Source organism: Fictibacillus gelatini DSM 15865 (genome assembly GCF_000430745.1).
GTDB classification, from domain to species: Bacteria; Bacillota; Bacilli; order Bacillales; family Fictibacillaceae; genus Fictibacillus_A; species Fictibacillus_A gelatini.
In genome coordinates, this window is sequence record NZ_AUMP01000003.1 from 343,571 (window position 1) to 366,263 (window position 22,693).

Genomic DNA, 22,693 nt, shown 5'->3' on the forward strand with positions numbered 1-22,693 from the left:
ACACGATAAAAATATGTTGTGACAGGAACACATGTTTGCTAAAATGAAATAAACGACAGAGGGGGAGTTTAATGAGCAATTTAGTGCTTCGGAATGTGATTGAGGATGACCTTCCTATTTTTTTAAGCATCAGCAGGATAGTGAAGCAAATCAAATGGCTGCCTTTACAAGCAAGGATCCTAATGATTGGAATGGCTTCGTTGAACACTGGAACAAAATACTTACAAATAGGGATATTATTAGCCAAACGATTATTGTTGAAAACATTGTAGTTGGACATATTGCACATTTCGAGCAGTTTGGAGAACCAGAAGTCACCTATTGGATCGGAAAGGAATATTGGGGTAGGGGAATCGCAACCAATGCATTACGAGAATTTCTAAAACAGGTTACAATTCGTCCACTATATGCTCGTGCCGCGAAAGACAATGCTGGATCCCTTAAGGTTTTAAAAAAATGTGGCTTCACAATTTCGGGCGAAGACATCGGGTATTCAAATGCGCGCGGTAAAGATGTTGAAGAGTTTGTTCTAACCCTCAACTAAAGAAATTCAAGCCATGTTGTTTGCGATTAAGAACATCAATAGCCAAATTCTCACTGCCAGAAACAAAAGGGAATTTGGCTATTTTATTTCTTAAAATTATATGCGAAATTTTACATACATCATTTCTTTTAAGTACTTTTTGAAATGACTTTTATGAATAATCCAAATCTTTGTGTGGTTTTTTCGCGTTTTGCTGGTGGTACCCCTCATTAGCTATATTTTTTTAAACCTCCAATTTCGGTGAAGAGCCGCTGAATTTGTTATGTTGCCTGTTTACGTACTAAACTTATGAATGAGAATAGACCCTGCTTAATTGTGCACGAAATGTCGGATGGATCCATTCAAATCCCGTTATTCTATGGATGAAGGAGGTCATAAATTATGGATTTGCTTAAGAACATGAATGGTGCGATAACATACATCGAAGAAAACCTTGCAAATGACATTGACTTTAAAGAAGTGGCAAGGCTTGCTTTCTGCTCTGAATATCATTTTAAAAGGATGTTTTCCTTTCTTGCAGGCATTTCGCTTTCCGAATACATCCGCCGTAGACGCCTTACGCTAGCCGCATTTGAACTTAAGGATAGAAACGTCAAAGTTATTGACATTGCGATGAAATATGGGTATGAATCACCCGATTCTTTTACTAGAGCTTTTCAAAAGCTACATGGCATAACACCGTCAGAAGCGAGAAAAAATGGCCATTCACTTAAAGCTTTTCCACGGATGATCTTCCAATTATCCATTATGGGAGGAAATGAAATGAACTATCGTATTGAAGAAAAAAAGGAATTTCGGATCGTAGGCATTAAGAAAAAGGTTCCATTGATTTTTAAAGGAGTTAACCCGGAGATTGACGCTATGTGGAAAAGTTTAGATGATGAGCTAATCCTTCAATTAAAAACGCTTTCCAATGTCGCTCCGCTTGGACTTATTAGCGCATCAACAAACTTTTCAGAAGGTAGAATGGAGGAGAAGGGGGAGCTTGACCATTATATTGGCGTGGCCACAACGAATGAATGCCCCGATCAACTTTCAGCACTTGAAGTTCCCGCCTTGACATGGGCTGTTTTCGAAGCGATCGGACCATTTCCTGATACGCTTCAAGAAGTATGGGGGCGCATTTATTCTGAATGGTTTCCATCTTCAAACTATGAACAAATTGAGGGCCCGGAAATTTTGTGGAATGAGAGTAAAGATGTAACCTCGGCATCTTTCAAAAGTGAAATTTGGATTCCGGTTTTGAAAAAGTAATTTCATCAGACATAGCGCATCCCAATCGTGGTGTGCTATTTCTTTTGCAAGCTGAGATTTCCCAAATAAAATCCCTTCATTTATGTTAAAATAATCAAAATGGTTTGATATTATGCAATGTTCATAAACAATTTTATAGATTAAAAGGAGAGGACCTATGAATCTCGCACGATCTGATAAAATGGAGAAATTGACTACAAGTATTTTCACAGAGTTAGCCAATCGAAAACAAGAAGCAATCAAAAAGGGATAGACGTGATTGATTTGAGTGTCGGGAGCCCGGATATGCCGCCAGCTTCTTTTGTCGTTGATGCGCTTGTAAAACATGTAAAAGACACTACCAACTACGGTTATACACTGCGAGGAATTTCAGAATTTCACGACGCTGTTTGTTATTTTTATAAGAATCGTTATGGAGTGGAGCTTGAGGCTGACACGGAGGTACTTCAACTTATGGGCTCTCAGGATGGACTTGCTCATTTAGCGACTGCCTTAATTAATCCTGGCGACTATGTACTTGTCCCTGACCCGGGATATCCAATCTATGAAGCGAGTGTCACTTTAGCTGGCGGAACCATTCACCCGATGCCTTTGCTTGCCGAAAATCAATTTTTGCCGAAACTTGATGAGATTCCGCTTGAAATTGTGAATAAAACAAAAATGATGATGCTCAGCTATCCGGGAAATCCGGTAACTGCGCTGGCTGACCGGACTTTTTTTGAAGAAGTCGTTCAATTTGCCAAACGCCACAATATATTAATCGTACATGATTTCGCGTACTCCGAATTGATTTTCGATAATCATCCTCAGATTAGTTTTATGTCAGTGCCTGGCGCAAAAGAAGTGGCTATTGAATTCAATTCGCTTTCTAAAACCTTCAATATGGCCGGCTGCCGAATCGGGTATGTTGTAGGAAACGCTCAAGCTATTAACATACTGGCTGCCTTAAAGTCCCATATCGATTATGGTATTTTTTATCCGATTCAAAAAGCAGCCATAGCCGCACTTACTTCAGATTTCTCTGTCCTTTCTGAACAAGTGAAGGAGTATGAAACACGCCGTAATGCGTTAATTAGCGGTCTTGCCAAAAGCGGCTGGAATGTTCAGAAATCCGCCGCTACGATGTTTATTTGGGCTAAAATACCGGAGGGCTGGACGTCGAGGCAATTTGCTTTTGAATTAATTGAAAATACGGGTGTAGTCGTCGTTCCCGGTGATGCTTTTGGAAGTCGGGGCGAAGGATATGTGCGAATTGCTCTCGTTCAACCACCGGAACGGCTTGAACAAGCAGCCGGCCGAATTCATTCATTTCTTCAAAATGAACAACAAATGGTAAACATTTCTTTCAATGTTTAACCGTACAAAACCCTTTTTCAAAAGCAGAAAAGGTTTTTGTTCATCAATGTCGAATACTATCGGGTATAATATTAAGAAAAATGAGGCGATTAAGATGCGATTAGAAGGGGAACGCATTTATCTTCGGTATTATACACCTGAAGATGCGAAAGAACTGGTGGATCTGAACATCCGGAACAAAGAATTTTTCCAACAATTTTCTATGCAGTATGAGGATTCCTTTTATACTTCGGAATTTCAGGAAAATAAAATTAAAGAGCAGCTAAAAGAAATGGAAGAAGACAAGAGATACACGTTCGGCATTTTCTTAAAGGAAAATGATCGGTTAATCGGCGATATTACGCTTGCACAAGTAGTCAGGAAACACGTCCAGAGCAGCATTCTCGGTTATGCTTTAGATCAACAATATAATGGCAAAGGGTTGATGACCGAAGCTGTTCGCCTCGTCGTGAAATTTGCATTTGAAAAATTGAAATTGCACCGGATTACAGCCGGGGTTAGCCCAAGGAATCCCGGGTCGGCCAGAGTACTGGAAAAGGCGGGTTTTCAAAGGGAAGGCCTTGCCAGAAAAAATGTAAAAATAAACGGTAAATGGGAAGACCATATTATGTTTGCGATTCTTGAAGACGACCTTTAAAAATCCTGCAAAAGCGGGATTTTTATTTTTTGGAAAAATAAATATGTTATGTAGTAAGAAGTTTTTCTGCAATTTTTCCAAAAAGGGGTGACTTTTTCTGCAAATAATGTAAAAATTGACTTTTGGAGGTGGATAAGATGAAAGTATTCATAGGTTCTTTACTAGTTGTAGGATTAATCGGTTTCGGAGTCTGGCTCATTCTTTTTCCATCTTTCAAAAAAATCGGCGGCGCCGCTGAAAAAATAAAAAATTTTCTAGGGGATGATGAAGATCGTGGAAAAGAAAACAAGGGGAAAAGGCCGTAGATTGGTTGGCGGGATTATCGTTGGAGCGGCACTCTTACTTGGAGTTTTTATTGTTTCGCTTTTTATTGAAAAAATTCCAAACGGCTATGTGGGCGTGGTATACAGTCCTAACGGCGGTGTGCAAGAAAAAACGCTTGGCCAGGGGTGGCATTTAGTTGGCCTATTCGATAAAGTGACAATTTACCCGATCCGGATGCAAACGGTTAACTACAACAATATTCAGGTCGCAACTTCCGACGGTAAAAACATCACGATGGATTTTGCTTATAACTATAGCATCCAGCCGGATAAAGTGGTGGATGTCTTCAATAAGTTTGGCCCAGTGGACGTTGAAGAAATCGAGAATACGTATTTGAAAACGAGATTTTGGGATGCAAGCCGTAAAGCAATTGCGAAATATTCTGTTATTGATACATACGGCGAAAAGTCGTCAGACGCTGCCGTCAATGTCCAAAAATTGTTTGCGGATGATGTGAAAGACTTAGGATTCGTCATCGATAATTTAACGCTCGGCGTGCCTAAACCGGATAAATCGACTCAGGCTGCAATCGACAAAAGGGTAGAAGCCGCGCAGGAACTTGAAAGAAAACAGACGGAATTAAAAATCGCAAAAGCAGAGGCACAGAAAAAACAAATTGAAGCAAAGGCGATTGCTGAATATAATGAAACAATTCGAAAGTCAATGTCGCCCGAAGTGATCAAATACATGTGGATTCAAAAATGGGACGGGAAAATGCCGAAAGCAACGGGAACAAATTCACTCATTCAAATCCCTGTAGATGAAAAAGAAAATAAATAAAATTAGGAAAAACCAGTCCTTTGACTGGTTTTTCCATTATTTTAGCACTATTATGTAACTGTGAGGTGATGACTGATGTTACAAGAGTTTGTTGGAAAGCGATCCAATAAGGTGAAAAATATCGTTGAACGAGGCGCGGTAAAAAAATTTGCCGAGGCCATCGGCGATGCCAGTCCGATTTTTATCGACGAAGAGGCGGGAAGACGGTCAAGATACAAAACGAATATTGCCCCTCCTACCTTCCCGAGAGTTTTTGATTATGGGGAGATTGATGGGATGAATCTTCCGGACAAAGGTTTAATCCATGGGGAGCAGACGTTCCATTTTAAACGGCCTTTGCTCGTCGGTGAAGAAGTATATTGTTATGTAGAAGTGAGTAATTACTCTGAAAGAAAAGGAACAAATGGTGTAACGGGCTTTTTAGTCCTGAAACGATATGGGGAGGACTCGGATGGAAAACTCATTTTTAGCGAGAGACAAATTGTTATTATTACCGAAGCGGCAAGAAGGGGATGATACATTAAAAATGGGCGATGTCTTGAAGGGGTGGCCCTTGAACCTGTTTCAAGGCTATGTTTTTCAACTAAAATTTCATTTACCGTACTATCAATACATAAATAAACGCCAAAACTAAATTTATGATGCTTAAAAAGAGCACGTCGGCAGAAGAAATGCCGATTGATACTAATAGTCCAGTAATGAACAAGGCTGCTATTTATTATATAATGAAATACAAGCTTTATAAGGTTCAAAATAGAGGATGAGGGGAATTTAATTGGAAGGGAAAACACATATTGTAGGTGGCCTGGCGGCAGGGATAATTTATATTACAGCAGCTGGCGATGTCGCTCATGAAGGATTGTTTTTTGCAAGCTGCATAGCGGGTGCTTTGTTGCCTGATATATGCCATCCAAATTCTATAATAGGCAGGAAATTATCGTTTCTGTCATTTCTAGTAAATAAAACGTTTGGACATCGGACATTTACGCATAGTCTAATCTTTATGTTAATGTTAACATTGTTGTTTATGTACACATCATTCCCCGGAGATATGGAGTGGGGGATTTTAGTCGGGGTTTTCAGCCATTTATTGTTGGATGCATTAACTAAAGAAGGCATTCAATTATTATGGCCGCTGCATATTCGCGTGCGAGCCCCTTTCCATATAAAAACAGGCGGAATGCTGGAACATGGTTTTCTTGCTGTTTTAACGTTGTTGATTGCTTATTACGGGTATCAATTCTATTTTTAAAGATTTATGAACTATTTTAAGGAAAGGAGCATTTCTCCGGCGGGAATTGCTCCTTTTATACATATAGAACAGGAAAATGATGATTTTCATAAAAACCATTCAACGTTTTTCCCTCAGTTTTTTCGTCCATTCTACTGTCAGATTCGTACTTTCGGAGACATAATCAAGAATGACAGCCAGTTCTTCATCAGTATATTTGTCGTAAAGCTGCATCGTCTGCTGCGCGAACGTTTTGAAAAGATCTTCAATTATTTTTATGTTTTCTTGCACGATCTCGATAATCCAACGCCTTCGATCATTCGGATCTTTAACACGACGGGCGAATCCAGCTTTCTCCAATCTGTCTATGACTCCGGTAATCGCTCCAGTAGTCAGCTTGCTTTCCTCGGCAAGCTCTCCTGCAGTCATCGCTCCTTTTCGTTGCAATAATTCCAAACATTTGTGATCTGTTTGGTTTAGTCCTAAATGTTCAGCGATCGCCTGATGAAAGAAAATAGTTACCGTACTTGAAATTCTCATCTGATCCGTAAGAGCATGGATTAATTCATCGCGTTTTGAAAAATGGGTTGACAATTTAAGCACACCTTTCTTATAACGAAAACATCTTAGTTGGTAAGATATTTAATCATTAAGAAATAAATGAGAAAAGATTTATCGGGATTATATCAAAATTGAAGAGGGAATGCCAGTGCAAAAATGATAAAAGCTTACCATAATAAAAAGGTTTGATCTGATGATGCACATATAAAAGAGCCTGTTTATGAGTGATTTTTCAAAAAACAGGCTCTAATTTATAGAATTGGTTTAAATTTAGGCACCGAATTTATGATAATAAACAAAAACACAAATTGGAAATCTCTCTATAATGAGCTGCCTGTGAAAATTTTAAGCAACTAATGGCAGTTTCCGCTTCTGTTTATTTTTCTTATACCTCCACATATATATCCCGGTAAACATCAGTACAGAAGGCGTGCACCCGCCTATAGCATATAAGATTTTGGTAAGCCATCCTCCGAACTGTCCTGTATGCAATGGGAAGTGCCAAGTTTGATAAGTCATTCTGCGGTTAATTTTTGGGTCCAACTTTGCAAGTGTTTTTCCATGATAAGGGTCAACCCAGACCTTCACGTTTCCGTAACCCGGATCATAAGGACGACTTACTCGGATTTCTATAGGTTCTTTGAATGTTCCTTGTTTTGGCTGGGCAGGAAATCTGACTTGCATAACGGATCCACCTTGTACCGTTTTTTGAGCCGCGCTGATCCAGCTGTCAATTGAAGTTGGTTCATTATGAACGGGATCTACCATTATTTTTTCTTTTGCAGGCATGACTTTCGCTTCCGCTCCAAACAAATGGAAAATATTCTCGTCAAAAACAAAAAGAGCGCCTGTCAATGACACCACCAGCAAAAACGGAACGAAAATACCTCCGATCATTTTATGTAAATCGTAGTTTCTGACGTACTGATTTTTGCTTTTTCGCATCGTGAATCCACGTGCCCATTTTTTAATTCCAGGCCACCATAAATAGAGACCGGATAAAGAGATGAAAAAGAAGATGAATCCAATGATGCCTACAATTTTTTCACCATTAAAATCTTTCAGCAATAATTGTTCATGGAACTCTTTTACGAAATTAAAGAATGAATGGCTCCCAAGCTCCCCATTGATATGCCCGGTTCCAGGATCTACAAACACTTCTTGCTGTTCGCCATCTTCTTGAAGCCTGAACAAGTATACGCCCCGGGCACTCGGCTCGCGAGGTGTGTATACGCGCTGCACAATGCCGTTCGGATGTGCGGCCAGAACATGATTCAAGGCTTTTTGATAAGAAACAGGCTGCCCTTCAGTTACTTTGTACAATTGAGGGTGCAAAAGTTGGTTCAGTTCGGGCTCAAAGACAAGCAAGCTTCCTGTCAGCCCAATAAGAGAGATGAATACACCGCCGGCAATGCTGAGCCATAAATGTATTTTTTGGATAAAAATGCGTGGTTTCATATCAATTTATTTCCCCCAATTCAATCGTTATGTATAGACACTTAATGATAATGATTATCATTATCTGTGTCAACGGGAAATTTCTGATTAAAAAGCAGAATTTTTCGCTGCTTTTTTGTTTATTTCCGAACGTTCATTCGTTACAATAAAGGTAACGAGGTGAGAGATGTGAACGGAAAAAAATCAATGGGGGAACTTCTTGATTTTTTAAAGAAGAACACCGAAATCAATGAAAATATCGTCTATTGGAAAACGATTGAAGAAAAACAGGCTAAAACGATACCGTTTCCGGCAGACTTGCATCCAGCAATTGTAAAAGCGTTGCAACAACGCGGAATCGATGCTTTGTATACCCACCAGCTATCGGCATTTAAGGCGGCCAACTCAGGAAGAAGTTTTGTCGCTGTCACACCGACCGCTTCGGGGAAAACGCTTTGCTACAACTTGCCGGTATTACAGGAAATTGCGAATAATCCTGGAACACGTGCGTTGTACCTTTTTCCGACAAAAGCGCTGGCACATGATCAAAAAGCGGAAATCAATGAGCTTATTGAAGCGATTGGCCTTGACATGAAAAGTTATACGTATGATGGAGATACAGCAGCGAATATACGCCAGGTTGTCCGCAAGGCGGGGAATGTTGTATTGACAAATCCCGATATGCTGCATTCTGCAATTTTGCCTCACCATACGAAATGGGTGTCTTTATTTGAAAACTTAAAGTTTGTTGTAATTGACGAACTTCATACATACCGCGGTGTTTTTGGAAGCCATGTGGCAAATGTCATCCGCCGGTTGAAACGCATTTGCCGGTTTTATGGCAGCGATCCTTTATTTATTTGCACATCCGCAACGATTGCCAACCCAAAAGAATTGGCAGAAAAATTGACCGGAGCCAAGGTGGAATTAATTGATAACAATGGGGCGCCGTCGGGAAAAAAGCATTTTCTATTCTACAATCCGCCCGTCGTCAACAGACCGCTTAATATTCGAAAAAGCGCCACACTAGAAGCAAGAAATTTAGCGAAATTATTTTTGCAAAATAAAATTCAAACGATCGTATTTGCCAGAAGCAGGGTGCGTGTTGAAATTTTATTAACATATTTACAGGAACTTGCGAAACAAGAATTCGGGTTTAAATCGATCCAGGGATATCGTGGGGGTTATTTGCCCAAACAAAGGCGTGAAATCGAGCGTGGCCTGCGGAGCGGGGAGGTTATGGGTGTCGTCAGTACAAACGCGCTTGAGCTTGGAGTCGATATCGGCCAATTGCATGCATGCATCCTTACTGGTTATCCGGGTTCGATCGCAAGCAGCTGGCAGCAGGCAGGACGCGCGGGACGAAGACAGGATGAATCGGTTGTCATAATGGTGGCAAGTTCAAGTCCGCTCGACCAATACATCATCCAGCATCCGGAGTACTTTTTTAACCGCTCGCCTGAATCTGCAAGAATCAATCCAGACAATTTAATCATTCTTGTCGACCATTTAAAATGTGCGGCTTATGAATTGCCTTTTAAGAAAGGCGAAAGTTTTGATGGCGTTGAGATTGAAGAGATTTTGGAATTTTTGACTGACGAACAAGTGTTGCATCATCAAGGCGACCAATATTTTTGGATGAATGACTCATTTCCGGCGCATAACATTAGTTTGCGCTCAGCCTCCCAGGAAAATGTAGTAATTATTGATCAAACGAATATCGCAAATGTAAAGGTTATTGGAGAAATGGATCGGTTCAGCTCATTGACGCTGCTTCATGAAGAAGCGATTTACCTTCATCAGGGCGTTCAGTATCAAGTTGAAAAGCTTGATTATGAGGAGAAAAAGGCATATGTCCGCGAAGTGAACGTCGATTATTTTACAGATGCGAACCTGGCCGTTTCACTAAAAGTGCTTGAAGTCGACCAATCGACATCATTTCATTCACATGAACGGGCATTTGGTGAAGTGACTGTCAATGCTATGGCAACGATTTTTAAGAAAATCCAATTTGAATCCCATCAAAACATAGGCTCCGGTCCCATTCATTTGCCGGAAGAAGAGCTCCATACATCCGCAACATGGATTTCTTTTAATGATCCGATCACAAACGATTTTTCTACAAACGAACTTGAACAAAGTTTGATTGGCATTGCAAATGTCTTGCGCCATATCGCTCCTCTTTTTGTCATGTGTGATAAAGGAGACCTTCATGTCGTTCCGCAAATGAAAGCCGTTCATTCGGGAAAACCAACGATCTTTTTATATGATCGTTATCCGGGAGGGGTCGGTTTAAGCGAAACGGTTTACAAAGAATGGGATACGATTCTTCATGAAGCGGCCGCTCTCATCGAGCGATGTCCGTGCGAAAGCGGGTGCCCATCCTGTACGGAGATGGCCGCTGAAGGGAAGGACGGAAAGAAAAAGGCACTCTATTTATTGAATAGCTTAAGGAGAAATAACGATGTCTATCCAATCAAAGCTCAATCGGTTTAAAAAACATTTAGTGCCGGAAAAAAATGCCGCTTCTCTGCCAATCGATAAACCGTCACACCGGGTTCATGTTCCTCAGCTGAAGATTTGGGAAGATTTTCAGACGACTCCTTATTATTTCGAGGAAGATTATTGCTTAATCCGAGAAGTCGCTTATCCATTGGACGAATTATGGGGAAAGTATCGGTTTTCGGAACTTTATGAGGTAATGGAGCGGTGGCAACAAATGAAGGTTCACCATCCTCTTGCGTCAGAAGGGTTAAATCCCGGTGATTTGCTTTTTTTCGATACAGAAACAACCGGTTTGAGCGGCGGGTCCGGCAATACGATTTTTTTATTAGGAAGCAGTAAAATTGACAATGACGAAGTTAAAGTAAAGCAATATTTTCTTCCTCAGCCAGGGTCGGAAATTGCCTTATACCATTATTTTTTAACCCAGGTAAACGAGCTAAAAAACCTGGTAACGTATAACGGTAAATCGTTTGATTGGCCTCAGGTGAAGACAAGGCATACGCTCATCCGTGATTATGTGCCGTCACTTCCCGCGTTTGGCCATTATGATTTGCTCCACGGGGCACGGCGATTATGGAAACATGTACTCCCGTCTGTTCGATTATCGATCGTCGAGAAAGAAATACTTGGAGTCTTCCGTGAAAATGATGTTCCGGGGTATTTAGCTCCGATGCTCTATTTTCAATTTTTGAACGAAGGAGACCCACAGCTTATCCAGGGTGTTATGAAGCATAACGAATGGGATGTTCTATCTCTTATTACGCTTTATATCCATATGTCTAAGATCATTCAAAATGATCTCCCTGTAACAACTGCTGAATGTTTTGAGCTGGCTCGTTGGCTGGAGGCATTAGGAGAAACAGAGATGGCGTTAACGAAATATGAAGAAATCATTCAGCATGATTCAACGGAAAGCATACGCGCCAAAAAGGCTGCAGCTTTTTTGTACAAAAAAATGAAAAAATATGACCGAGCCTTGAAGCTTTTAGAAGAGCTTTGTGAACCCGGGTTGAAAGACGAAGGGCCCTGGATTGAACTGGCGAAACTGTATGAACATCATAAAAAAGATTATGAAAAAGCGCTTTACTATGCAAAAGAAGGCTTTTCAGTATGGAAAAGCAAAAAAAGACTTTTAAAACATAAAGCAAATAGGGAACAGAGAGAATTTGAAAAAAGAATTGAGCGGATCGAAAAAAAGTGCCGATTTTAAAGAAAAAATAAAGGAAGTCCTATTTATTTTTTGCTGATTATTGTGTATGATGGGATAGGAAAATAAAGTTGTCCCTCATTTCCCCTATTTATTCCCCAGGCAAGCGCAAAATCAGCTTTAAATTGACTTATATCGTCATAACACATCTGAAATGGTTGTCGTTTTTTGTGGAATAAACTAATTTTCTGTAACTTTTGTATTGCAGAATAGGGAAATGTTTTTTCATCTTATTAATGATGTGGAGAGGTAAGTCATGCGGCAATGGATTCTTTTTATGTTTTTTGTTGTTGTAGGTTTGACATTGCTAGTTGCTAATGAATTTAGCCACGGAATTTAAATGGAGAACTAATCGTTTTAGATTGGTTCTTTTTTATAAATGTAATGAATTGCGGATGGGAATTTTAAAAATGATTAAAAACCTTCTTGTAACAGGCTATAAATCGCATGAATTAGGAATTTTCAAAGAGAATCATGAAGGAATTGTATATATTAAGAAAGCCGTGGAAAAACGGCTTTTATCCTTCATTGATGAAGGGCTTAAGTGGGTGGTTATTAGCGGGCAACTCGGTGTAGAATGCTGGGCCGGTGAAGTTGTCATTGACTTGAAAAAAGATTATCCCGATTTGCAATTAGCGGTTTTGCTGCCTTTTTTAGAACAAGAAGCGAACTGGAAAGAGGAACGCAAAAATCAATATTATGAACTCCTTTCCAATGCCGATTTTGTTGATGCGATTTCGAAAAAGCCTTATGAAAGTCCGAAGCAGTTAAGCATGAAAAATCGTTATCTCGTTGAAAAAACGGACGCCATTCTCGCTTTATATGATGAGGAAAAACAAGGTTCACCTGACTTTTACATCGAACAAGCGAAGCGAAAGCAATCAGTCGATCCGTCGTATGAAATTCATTTGATTACTCCTTATGATTTAGAAGTCATTTATCAAGAAGTGATGGAATCAAAAGGTGAATATTGGTAAAACAAGGCAGTAATTATTGACTTTTACAATGACATTTGAAACAATATAGTATAAAATCTTAGTGTATAACATTGAGGTGAATGTGAATGATCGATAAAAAATTAAATTTAACGGCTAAAGAAATACTTGAAAAAGACTTTAAACAAGGTTTTCGCGGGTACGACCAGGATGAAGTGGATAAATTTTTAGATTTAATCATTAAAGACTATGAGCAATTCCAAAAAGAGTATGAGCAGCTCATGCAGGAAAATAATCGATTGCGTAAAGAACTGCAAAACGCTTCCGAACAGACAAGAAGAGTTCCAACTGCATCGATGAATTTAAACTCCGATATTCTTCAACGTCTATCGAACTTGGAAAAGCATGTTTTCGGAAGCAAACTGTATGAATAAAACCTAAAAAATACCTGTTTGCTTTTTGTTCTTATACCTGTTATAATGGACAATGCTTTTCGATTTTAATACTAATAACGTTTGGGTAATCGCTGCATCTTTTCAGATGTAGAGGAAAGTCCATGCTCACACGGATCTGAGATGACCGTAGTGTTCGTGCCTGGCGAAAAAATAAGCCAGGGTAGACTGGTTTCGACTGGTCTAACGGCAGGGAACTCACCTAAGTCTTCTGGATATGGTGATATTACCTTTAAAGTGCCACAGTGACGTAGTCTTTCTGGAAACAGAAAGAGTGGAACGCGGTAAACCCCACGAGTGAGAAACCCAAATTATGGTAGGGGAATTTCCTCTTGCGGAAATGAACGCAAAGGAAAACAGGTCGCCTTATGCGGTCTGTAGATAGATGATTACCACCTTTGTACGAGGTTTCAACCGATTGCAGTACGGAGGAACAGAACATGGCTTACAAAACGTTATTGGTGAACGAAAACACAAGGGGCCCCGTATGTGGGCTTTTTTATTTATACATAATAACTTAGAGAAGCGAATGAAATGTAGCGAATAAAGGAGATCCCTTTGAATGAGAAAATTAAAGTTAATTGCAACGGCGGCTATGGGACTTGAAGCGCTTGTTGCCAAAGAGGTTCGTGACCTGGGGTTTGAAAATGTAATTGTTGACAACGGGAAAGTATATTTTGAAGGAGATGAACTTTCCGTTTGCAAGGCAAACCTCTGGCTTCGGACAGCTGATCGCGTGAAACTTGTGATTGGTGAATTTAAAGCGGAGTCGTTTGATGAATTGTTTGAAAAAACGAAAGCACTTCCATGGGCGGATTTCATTCCTGAAGACGGAGAGTTTCCCGTTATCGGCAAATCGGTTAAATCCAAGCTCTTTAGTGTATCGGACTGCCAGGCCATTGTGAAAAAAGCGGTCGTTGAAAGCATGAAAAATGCCTATAAACGAGAAACATGGTTCCCTGAAAACGGAGCATTATATCGCATTGAAGTCGCTTTATTAAAGGATGTTGCGACCATCTCCATCGATACAAGCGGCACGGGGCTTCATAAAAGAGGATACCGGGCGTTACATAGTGAAGCACCTTTAAAAGAAACGATGGCGTCCGCGTTAATTATGCTGACCAATTGGACACCGGATAAACCTTTTGTTGATCCGTTTTGCGGTTCAGGGACGATTCCGATAGAGGCTGCGATGATCGGCCAGAATATTGCACCAGGATTAAATCGGGAATTTGCTTCTGAAGGATGGTCCTGGATCGATAAAAAAACGTGGTACCGGGCGGTGGAAGAAGCAAATGATCTCGCAAAGTATGATGTGCCTCTTGATATTTTAGGAACAGACATTGATCATAAAATGATTGAGCTTTCGAAAAATAATGCAATGGAAGCCGGATTTGAGGGGCTGGTACATTTTAAGCAAATGCAAGTAAAAGATTTTACGACAAAAAAGGAGTATGGCTATGTCGTAACAAATCCTCCGTATGGCGAGCGGTTAGGAGAGCGGGAAGAAGTCGCACAGTTATACAAAGAGATGGGACAAGTTTTCATTCCCCATGATACATGGTCGGTTTACGTCATTACATCCAATGAAAATTTTGAGAAATTATATGGAAAACAGGCGACAAAAAAACGAAAACTGTATAACGGCCATATTAAATGTGATTACTATCAATACTTTGGAAAACGGCCACCTAAAAAATAAATCACGCAAAAAGAGGAGTTTAATAACTCCTCTTTTTGCTATAAAGTGGAATTGGCGTTTCGCGATTCCAATAAATTCAACAAAACGACAATTTTGCTCTTAATGAATCATTCCACCGCCAAGTTGTTGCTCGGCCATTGCTACAAGGCGTTTTGTGATTTCTCCACCGACAGATCCGTTTGCCCGGCTCGTTGTATCAGGTCCAAGTTGTACGCCGAATTCACGGGCAATTTCGTGCTTCATTTGCTCAATGGCAGCTTCTGCATAAGGAATGAGAATTTCATTGCTATTATTCTGTCTGCTACTTTGTTGTTGCGGCATGCTAATTTCAACTCCTATGTAGTATTTGCAAGATTTTTGCTTTAGTAGTGTATGTAGTATTTCTTTTGTTATACAAATGCTTAAGTAAATTATAGTTTGCTTTACTAGCGAAAGAAGGCGGATGAGTTACTGAATAAGAAATATAGGTGTATAATGGTTGATAAACAAGTTGCATAGATAGAAAGGAAATGCACAATGCCATTTTTACGTTTTAAAGGAATTGAAAGAGACATTTTAAAAGAAATCTCTCCTTTGCTCGTCGAAGAATTTTCTTATACGGCAAATGTTTCAAAAGAAAAAGTGAAAATTGAATTGCTAAATGTCGAACGAATAACGGATACACCCCCTTCTGTTGAAATTTTCATGTTTCCGAGAGATCAGGAAGTACATGACGATTTGGCTTCCATTATTCATCATCTATTAAAGAATAGAGGGTATGGGAATGTTCATATCTTCTTTGTTTTACTTTCTCCTTCTCTTTACTATAAAGAAGGTAGACCATTGAAAGAATCATCGACCAATATTTTAAAAAACAGCTGATCGTAGCTGTTTTTTAGTTTGCCGCAGGAATTTTAGTTTAAGAATCGAATTTAACAATGTGTATGCGCTTTTATTAATTGCGATGAAAGGAAGATTATAATGACACAAACGTTACAATCGATTGAGCAAGATTTTTTAAACTATGTTAAAAAAATGATGCATATGAATGAAGCGATTAGCTTAATGTATTGGGATTTACGGACAGGTGCACCCAAAAATGGTGTTGAACAGCGTTCAGAAGTCATTGGCACGCTTTCCTCAGATGTGTTTGCGATGTCGACTTCAACAGAAATGAAAGAATTTATTAATGAATTATCCAAAAGTGACGTTTATGCCACTTTATCGGAAATAACGAAGAAGACGCTAGAAGAAGTCAAAAAAGAGTATGAACGGAATACAAAGATTCCACCCCAGGAGTATAAAGAGTATGTCATTTTACAATCAAAGGCCGAAAGTGTCTGGGAGGAAGCGAAGGAAAAATCAGATTTCGCCATGTTCCAGCCATATTTAGAAAAACTCGTCGAGTTTAACAAACGGTTTATTGATTACTGGGGTTATGAAGGAAACAAATATAACACCCTTCTTGATATGTATGAGCCCGGTATGACAGTCGCAATCCTGGATGACGTCTTCGGCAAGCTTAGAGAAAAAATCGTTCCGTTACTTCAAAAAGTGACCGAATCTAAAGATAAGCCCGAGACCGGCTTTTTATTCCATCATTTTCTGAAAGAAAAGCAGAGGGAATTCAGCATACATGTACTTAAAGAAATGGGTTATGACTTTAACGGCGGACGGCTTGATGAGACAGTGCATCCGTTTGAAATCACGATCAACCGGGACGATGTACGGATCACAACCAGATATGCGGAAAATGATTTTAGAACCGCGATTTTTGGCACCATTCACGAAGGCGGCCATGCGTTATACGAACAAAATATAGCAAAAGATTTGATCGGAACGCCGTTATGCTCCGGAACGTCAATGGGAATTCACGAATCGCAATCATTATTTTGGGAAAATATAATTGGACATCATAAAGGGTTTTGGAAAAAGTATTATGAAGCATTGAAAGAGTATAGCGGGGGTCAATTTAACGAAGTCGAACTCGATGATTTTTACCGGGCCATCAATGTTGTTGAACCTTCTCTCATTCGCATTGAAGCGGATGAAATGACATACCCGCTTCATGTTATCGTGCGTTATGAAATTGAGAAAGGTCTTTTTAACGATGAGATTGAAGTGAAGGATCTTCCGCGGATTTGGAATGAAAAGATGCAAGAGTATCTTGGCGTAACCCCTCCGAATGACAGCAAGGGCGTCCTCCAGGATGTTCACTGGTCAGGTGGAAGTTTTGGATATTTTCCATCTTATGCGCTCGGCTACTTATACGCAGCTCAATTCAAACATGCGATGCAAAAAGATCTTCCAGAATTTGATGAACTTATAGCAAGCGGAAACTTAACTCCAATCAGACAATGGCTGACGGACAAAATCCATCGTTTCGGCAAAATGAAAAAACCGATTGAAATTTTGCAAGATGTGACGGGAGAGGGCTTAAATCCAGATCATTTAGTCCGCTATTTTGAAGAAAAATATGCCGATATTTATCGATTGAATATCTAAAAGGAGAGATTCGCTTGATTAATCCGACAAATGAAGAAATTAAAGAGATTTTGGAAACGAAAAAACGTATTGCCGTCGTTGGCCTTTCGGATAATCCTGCCCGTACTTCGTATCAGGTAGCTTCTGTCATGCAAGATGCTGGATATGAGATCATTCCGGTCAACCCTAATGCGGACGAAATATTAGGTGCAAAAGCGGTGAAGTCGTTAAAGGATATTGAAGGGCATGTTGATATTGTCAACGTGTTTCGCAGAAGCGAGTTTCTTCTGGAGGTAGCAAAAGAAACAGTTGAAATTGGCGCGGATGTTTTCTGGGCACAGCTTGGTCTTAGTAACGAAGAAGCTTATAAATATTTAAAAGAGCACGGTGTAACTTCGATTATGGATAAATGTATTAAAGTTGAGTATTATACATTGCTAGGAAAATAAACCATCCTTTAAGGATGGTTTATTTTCTAAACAAAATTGCTTTAGCAATTGTTTTAAATGTTTTTGCACCTTTTGGGGAGAAAAGATACAATAGAATCTGGCTTGTATTTTTCGAAGACTGGATTAGAAACAAATGTTCTGATATGATAAATAGTTAGAAGGTTTTTTTGAAAGGAGCAAACGAGTTTGGCTAAAAAACAACATTTAGAGTACAACGATGACGCCATTCAAGTGTTGGAAGGGCTTGAAGCTGTACGGAAACGTCCTGGTATGTATATCGGCAGCACAGACGCCCGCGGATTGCATCATCTTGTTTATGAAATTGTTGATAATGCCGTAGACGAAGCACTTGCAGGTTTCGGTAAACATATCAATGTAACAATACATAAGGATAATAGTATTAGTGTAAAAGACGAAGGCCGGGGCATGCCGACAGGAATCCATAAGTTAGGAAAGCCAACCCCGGAAGTCATTTTTACAGTGCTTCATGCCGGGGGTAAATTCGGGCAAGGAGGGTATAAAACATCCGGTGGCCTTCATGGTGTTGGCGCATCGGTCGTCAATGCGCTTTCTGAGTGGCTTGAAGTAACCATTCATCGAGATGGCACGATGTATCGACAACGATTTGAAGATGGCGGAAAACCGGTCACGACGCTTGAAAAAATAGGAACAACGAGAAAAACAGGGACGACGATTCATTTTAAACCGGATCGGACAATGTTTAGCACGACGAACTTTAATTATGAAACGTTATGCGAGCGCTTGAGAGAAGCCGCTTTTTTGTTAAAAGGAATGACGATTGAGCTGAAGGATGAGCGTACCGGACAAAGCGAATCCTTTTGTTATGAATCGGGGATCGAGGCGTTTGTTGAGTATTTAAATGAAGATAAAGACACACTTCATTCAGTGGTTAGTTTTGAAGGAACGCATAATGATATTGAAGTCGAATTTGCCTTTCAATATAATGATGGGTACGCGGAAAATGTTCTCTCGTTTGTCAACAATGTCAGGACGAAAGACGGAGGGACACATGAATCCGGGGCGAAAACAGCCATTACCCGTGTGATGAACGATTACGCGCGGAAAGTGTCCCTGCTGAAGGAAAAAGATAAAAATCTTGATGGATCGGATATTCGCGAAGGGCTTACAGCGATTGTTTCCGTACGCATCCCAGAAGAAAAATTGCAATTTGAAGGCCAAACGAAAAGCAAATTAGGGACAAGCGATGCACGTTCCAGTGTAGACAGCGTGGTTAGCGGCCAGCTTTCTTATTTTTTAGAAGAAAATCCGTCAACAAGTGAAATGCTTATTAAAAAAGCAATAAAGGCGGCCCAGGCGCGTGAAGCGGCTAGAAAAGCGCGTGAAGATGCGCGAAACGGCAAAAAGAATAAACGGAAAGAAACGATCTTAAGCGGGAAATTGACTCCCGCGACATCACGAAACCCGGCAAAAAATGAATTATATCTGGTTGAAGGGGATTCAGCCGGAGGTTCAGCGAAACAAGGGCGGGACCGACGATTTCAAGCGATTCTTCCATTACGCGGAAAAGTCATCAATACCGAAAAAGCGAAGCTTGCCGACATTTTTAAAAACGAGGAAATCAATACGATTATTCATGCGATCGGGGCCGGGGTCGGGTCTGATTTTTCAGTCGAAGATACCAATTATGATAAGGTTATCATCATGACGGATGCTGATACGGATGGCGCACACATTCAAGTGCTTTTATTGACCTTTTTCTACCGCTATATGAAACCGCTCATTGAAGCGGGGAAAGTTTATATCGCCTTGCCTCCACTTTACAAAGTAAGCAAAGGGGTGGGGAAAAAAGAGGTCATAGAATATGCGTGGGATGAAAATGAATTGCAGCTAGCGATCAAAAAAGTCGGGCGAGGTTATGTTATTCAACGCTATAAAGGTCTAGGTGAAATGAATGCCGACCAATTATGGGAAACGACAATGAACCCTGACACGAGAACGTTGATTCGCGTGAAAATTGATGATGCGGCCCGTGCGGAAAAACGGGTGTCCGTTTTGATGGGCGATAAAGTAGAGCCCCGCCGGAAATGGATTGAAGAGCATGTTGCTTTTGGGCTTGATGAAGATCCGAACATTCTTGAAAATGAAAATTTGTCACTGTTTTAGTTTAGGAGGGTGCACTATTGTCATTACTTGAACGCTTTATGGATCTGCCGCTGGAAGAAGTGATCGGGGACCGCTTCGGCAGATACAGTAAATATATCATTCAGGAACGGGCACTCCCTGATGCCCGTGACGGGTTAAAGCCCGTTCAGCGCCGGATTCTTTATGCGATGCATCAAGAAGGGAATACGGCAGATAAACCGTTTCGGAAATCGGCAAAAACAGTCGGTAATGTAATCGGAAACTATCATCCGCATGGAGATTCTTCAGTCTATGAAGCAATGGTGCGGATGAGCCAGGATTGGAAAGTAAGAAATGTTCTCATTCAGATGCACGGAAACAATGGGAGCATTGACGGCGATCCCGCTGCTGCCATGCGTTATACGGAGGCCCGGCTTTCCCCGATCGCTTCTGAACTTTTGCGTGATATCGATAAACATACGGTAGAATTTGTTCCGAATTTTGACGATACGATTGAAGAGCCGGTCGTTCTCCCGGCGATGTATCCTAACTTGCTCGTAAATGGATCAACCGGGATTTCAGCAGGGTACGCAACAGACATCCCTCCACATAATCTAGGTGAGGTTATCGATGCCGTCATTATGCAAATTGATAATCCTGATGTGAGCCTTGACGAATTAATGACGGCCGTTAAAGGGCCGGATTTCCCGACAGGCGGGATTGTCCAGGGGATTGAAGGGATTAAGAAAGCATTTGAAACAGGCAAGGGACGTGTTATTGTACGAGCGAAGACCGAAATAGAGGAAATTAAAGGCGGAAGGCAGCAAATCGTTATTAGTGAAATTCCGTATGAAGTAAATAAAGCAAACCTCGTCAAACGAATTGATGAGCTTCGTCTTGATAAAAAAGTCGAAGGGATTGCCGAAGTTCGTGATGAGACGGATCGTACCGGCCTCCGCATTGTTATCGAGTTGAAAAAAGACGGTAATGCTGAAGGAGTTTTGACATACCTGTTTAAAAATACAGACTTGCAAATTTCGTACAATTACAACATGGTGGCCATTCATAATAAGACACCAAAGTTGATGGGATTAAAGCATATTCTATCGGCCTATATCGAGCACCAAAAAGAAGTCGTTACAAACCGCTCCAATTATGAACTTGCGAAGGCAAAAGAACGCCAGCATGTCGTGGAAGGGCTGATTAAGGCCATTTCAATTTTGGATGAAGTAATTGAGACGATCCGGGCGTCGAAAGATAAGCGCGATGCAAAAGATAATTTAATGAATAAGTTCAAGTTTACCGAACCGCAAGCAGAAGCGATCGTCACATTGCAGCTTTATCGGTTGACGAATACGGACATTACCACTTTGCAAAATGAAGCAAAAGAGCTTGAAAAGAAAATTACCTACCTTACAAGCATTTTAAACAGCGAGAAAAAGCTTTTGAATGTAATCAAAAAAGATTTAGCCGATGTAAAAAAACGGTATGCAGATGAACGACGTACGGCGATCGAACATGAAATTCAAGAACTAAAAATTGATATGGAAGTGATGATTCCATCCGAAGATGTCATGGTTACAGTGACAAAAGACGGATATGTGAAACGGACGAGTCTTCGTTCTTATTCTGCATCAAATGGTGAACCACCGGGCATGAAAGAAACAGATCGTCTTTTAGCTTCCGGGCAGTTAAATACTACGGAAACGCTCTTGATATTCACTAACAAAGGGAATTACATTTATTTGCCGATCTACGAAATGCCCGATATTCGCTGGAAGGACATGGGGCAGCATGTCGCCAATATGGTTGGCATCGAAAAAGATGAAACGTTGATTCAAGCCATACCTGTAAAAGAGTTTAAAGAAGACCTATACCTTATTTTCTTTACGAAACATGGAATGGTGAAGAAAACCGAAATCACTCAATATAAAGCACAACGATATAATAAAACGCTTATGGCATTAAAACTAAAAGGTGATGATGAAGTCGTCGGTGTCAGCTTAACAGATGGGAAACAGGATGTGTTTATCGCAACACATAGTGGCTATGGCCTCTGGTTTAATGAAAATGAAATCAGCATTGTCGGAAAAGGGGCGGCAGGAGTTAAAGGCATTAATCTGAAAGATGGCGATGTAGTCGTCAGCGGCTTTGCGCTTGCGGAAGAAGAAAACGTTGAACTTTTATTAGTGACTCATCGTGGCGCCGTGAAAAAAATGAAGCTGTCCGAATTTGATAAAACTTCCCGTGCTAAGCGAGGACTGGTCATGCTTCGCGAGTTAAAGAAAAATCCGCATAAAGTCGTTGATCTAAAACTGATTACAACTGACAATGAGGAATACTTCATAAAAACGGCGAAAGGGCAGAGGGGCAAAATTAATTCCGGAGATTATAAGCCGGCGGATCGGTACAATAACGGTTCGTTTGCCATCGATGTCGATGACTGGGGAGAAGTCGTAGAAGTTTGGAAAGATATTCAAGTTGTAGATGAAAAAGAGTAGCAGCAAATTGCCGCTCTTTTTTTATTACAATAAACATATTATGTTAACTAATGGCGGAGATAAATATTTTGAATTAGAATTTTTTTAATTGCTTGCCTTCATAATTGATAGTACAATGTCATTATTAGAGTTTAGCAGAGAAGAGACAGGATAGTTTAGTGGAGAGCTTAGGTTAGTAGAGAATTTGAAGTTAATTATATATGTGGTTCCCCTTATTTGCTCCCAATCGAGCTCCTGTTCTCCTCTGGAAAA

At 40.3% G+C, this 22,693-nt stretch carries 19 protein-coding genes, 1 other RNA gene and 2 pseudogenes; 19 read left to right on the top strand and 3 right to left on the bottom strand.

Annotated elements, in window-relative coordinates:
- Positions 1 to 71 precede the first annotated feature (71 nt).
- The 8 genes and pseudogenes from H538_RS23320 to H538_RS0107265 all read left to right on the top strand — a co-directional run bounded on the left by H538_RS23320 (position 72) and on the right by H538_RS0107265 (position 6,147).
- Positions 72 to 544 (top strand): annotated as a pseudogene (locus H538_RS23320) (GNAT family N-acetyltransferase).
- A gap of 381 nt (positions 545 to 925) precedes the next feature.
- Positions 926 to 1,798: an AraC family transcriptional regulator gene (locus H538_RS0107235; protein ID WP_026677038.1), complete on the top strand. Its 873-nt coding sequence runs from the start codon at positions 926 to 928 to the stop codon at positions 1,796 to 1,798.
- Positions 1,799 to 1,955: 157 nt separating this feature from the next.
- Positions 1,956 to 3,154: pseudogene (locus H538_RS23325) on the top strand (LL-diaminopimelate aminotransferase).
- Between the two features lie 94 nt (positions 3,155 to 3,248).
- On the top strand, positions 3,249 to 3,791 hold the full coding sequence (locus H538_RS0107245; RefSeq protein ID WP_026677039.1) for a GNAT family N-acetyltransferase: 543 nt from the start codon (positions 3,249 to 3,251) through the stop codon (positions 3,789 to 3,791).
- A gap of 137 nt (positions 3,792 to 3,928) precedes the next feature.
- Positions 3,929 to 4,096, top strand: coding sequence for a hypothetical protein (locus tag H538_RS26435; protein WP_169729200.1), 168 nt, complete (start codon positions 3,929 to 3,931; stop codon positions 4,094 to 4,096).
- The gene (locus tag H538_RS0107255; protein WP_026677040.1) at positions 4,065 to 4,895 is read left to right on the top strand and encodes a prohibitin family protein; all 831 of its coding nucleotides are present in this window, start codon (positions 4,065 to 4,067) and stop codon (positions 4,893 to 4,895) included. Before H538_RS26435 ends, H538_RS0107255 begins: the two co-directional genes overlap by 32 nt.
- 75 nt (positions 4,896 to 4,970) lie before the next feature.
- Entirely contained in the window at positions 4,971 to 5,411 is a 441-nt protein-coding gene (locus H538_RS0107260; RefSeq protein ID WP_026677041.1) for a MaoC family dehydratase N-terminal domain-containing protein, read from the top strand.
- 259 nt (positions 5,412 to 5,670) lie between these two features.
- A complete protein-coding gene (locus H538_RS0107265; RefSeq protein ID WP_026677042.1) occupies positions 5,671 to 6,147 on the top strand; it encodes a metal-dependent hydrolase in 477 nt (158 codons plus the stop codon).
- A gap of 99 nt (positions 6,148 to 6,246) precedes the next feature.
- Here the strand turns inward: H538_RS0107265 and H538_RS0107270 are convergent, their stop codons facing one another.
- Both H538_RS0107270 and H538_RS0107275 read right to left on the bottom strand, forming a co-directional pair.
- On the bottom strand, positions 6,247 to 6,720 hold the full coding sequence (locus H538_RS0107270; RefSeq protein ID WP_026677043.1) for a MarR family transcriptional regulator: 474 nt from the start codon (positions 6,718 to 6,720) through the stop codon (positions 6,247 to 6,249).
- Positions 6,721 to 7,032: 312 nt separating this feature from the next.
- A complete protein-coding gene (locus H538_RS0107275; RefSeq protein WP_026677044.1) occupies positions 7,033 to 8,145 on the bottom strand; it encodes a PepSY-associated TM helix domain-containing protein in 1,113 nt (370 codons plus the stop codon).
- A 168-nt stretch (positions 8,146 to 8,313) separates the two neighbouring features.
- Here H538_RS0107275 and H538_RS23330 point away from each other — a divergent pair, with 168 nt between their 5' ends.
- The 6 genes from H538_RS23330 (at position 8,314) to H538_RS0107300 (ending at position 14,925) form a co-directional block, all read left to right on the top strand.
- Positions 8,314 to 10,620, top strand: a complete 2,307-nt coding sequence (locus tag H538_RS23330) for a DEAD/DEAH box helicase (protein WP_154657923.1) — start codon at positions 8,314 to 8,316, stop codon at positions 10,618 to 10,620.
- The gene (locus H538_RS0107285) at positions 10,589 to 11,839 is read left to right on the top strand and encodes a ribonuclease H-like domain-containing protein (protein ID WP_026677045.1); all 1,251 of its coding nucleotides are present in this window, start codon (positions 10,589 to 10,591) and stop codon (positions 11,837 to 11,839) included. The genes H538_RS23330 and H538_RS0107285 overlap by 32 nt, the downstream gene beginning before the upstream one ends.
- Positions 11,840 to 12,249: 410 nt before the next feature.
- Positions 12,250 to 12,813, top strand: a complete 564-nt coding sequence (locus tag H538_RS0107290; protein WP_026677046.1) for an SLOG family protein — start codon at positions 12,250 to 12,252, stop codon at positions 12,811 to 12,813.
- 86 nt (positions 12,814 to 12,899) lie between these two features.
- Positions 12,900 to 13,205 (top strand): cell division regulator GpsB, encoded by a 306-nt coding sequence (gpsB, locus tag H538_RS0107295; RefSeq protein WP_026677047.1) that lies wholly within the window; start codon positions 12,900 to 12,902, stop codon positions 13,203 to 13,205.
- Between the two features lie 77 nt (positions 13,206 to 13,282).
- Positions 13,283 to 13,676, top strand: an RNA gene (gene rnpB / locus H538_RS25450) — RNase P RNA component class B.
- Positions 13,677 to 13,785: 109 nt separating this feature from the next.
- Entirely contained in the window at positions 13,786 to 14,925 is a 1,140-nt protein-coding gene (locus H538_RS0107300; protein ID WP_026677048.1) for a THUMP domain-containing class I SAM-dependent RNA methyltransferase, read from the top strand.
- Between the two features lie 99 nt (positions 14,926 to 15,024).
- Here H538_RS0107300 and H538_RS0107305 read toward each other — a convergent pair whose 3' ends face one another.
- The gene (locus H538_RS0107305; protein ID WP_026677049.1) at positions 15,025 to 15,246 is read right to left on the bottom strand and encodes an alpha/beta-type small acid-soluble spore protein; all 222 of its coding nucleotides are present in this window, start codon (positions 15,244 to 15,246) and stop codon (positions 15,025 to 15,027) included.
- A gap of 195 nt (positions 15,247 to 15,441) precedes the next feature.
- On the opposite strand from H538_RS0107305, the gene H538_RS0107310 reads away from it, so the two are divergent.
- The 5 genes from H538_RS0107310 (at position 15,442) to parC (ending at position 22,441) form a co-directional block, all read left to right on the top strand.
- On the top strand, positions 15,442 to 15,786 hold the full coding sequence (locus H538_RS0107310; RefSeq protein WP_026677050.1) for a DUF1904 family protein: 345 nt from the start codon (positions 15,442 to 15,444) through the stop codon (positions 15,784 to 15,786).
- Between the two features lie 99 nt (positions 15,787 to 15,885).
- On the top strand, positions 15,886 to 17,409 hold the full coding sequence (locus H538_RS0107315) for a carboxypeptidase M32 (RefSeq protein ID WP_026677051.1): 1,524 nt from the start codon (positions 15,886 to 15,888) through the stop codon (positions 17,407 to 17,409).
- 8 nt (positions 17,410 to 17,417) lie between these two features.
- Positions 17,418 to 17,837 (top strand): CoA-binding protein, encoded by a 420-nt coding sequence (locus H538_RS0107320; RefSeq protein WP_026677052.1) that lies wholly within the window; start codon positions 17,418 to 17,420, stop codon positions 17,835 to 17,837.
- Positions 17,838 to 18,023: 186 nt separating this feature from the next.
- The gene (parE, locus tag H538_RS0107325; protein ID WP_026677053.1) at positions 18,024 to 19,982 is read left to right on the top strand and encodes a DNA topoisomerase IV subunit B; all 1,959 of its coding nucleotides are present in this window, start codon (positions 18,024 to 18,026) and stop codon (positions 19,980 to 19,982) included.
- A gap of 17 nt (positions 19,983 to 19,999) precedes the next feature.
- A complete protein-coding gene (parC, locus tag H538_RS0107330; RefSeq protein ID WP_026677054.1) occupies positions 20,000 to 22,441 on the top strand; it encodes a DNA topoisomerase IV subunit A in 2,442 nt (813 codons plus the stop codon).
- Positions 22,442 to 22,693 lie beyond the last annotated feature (252 nt).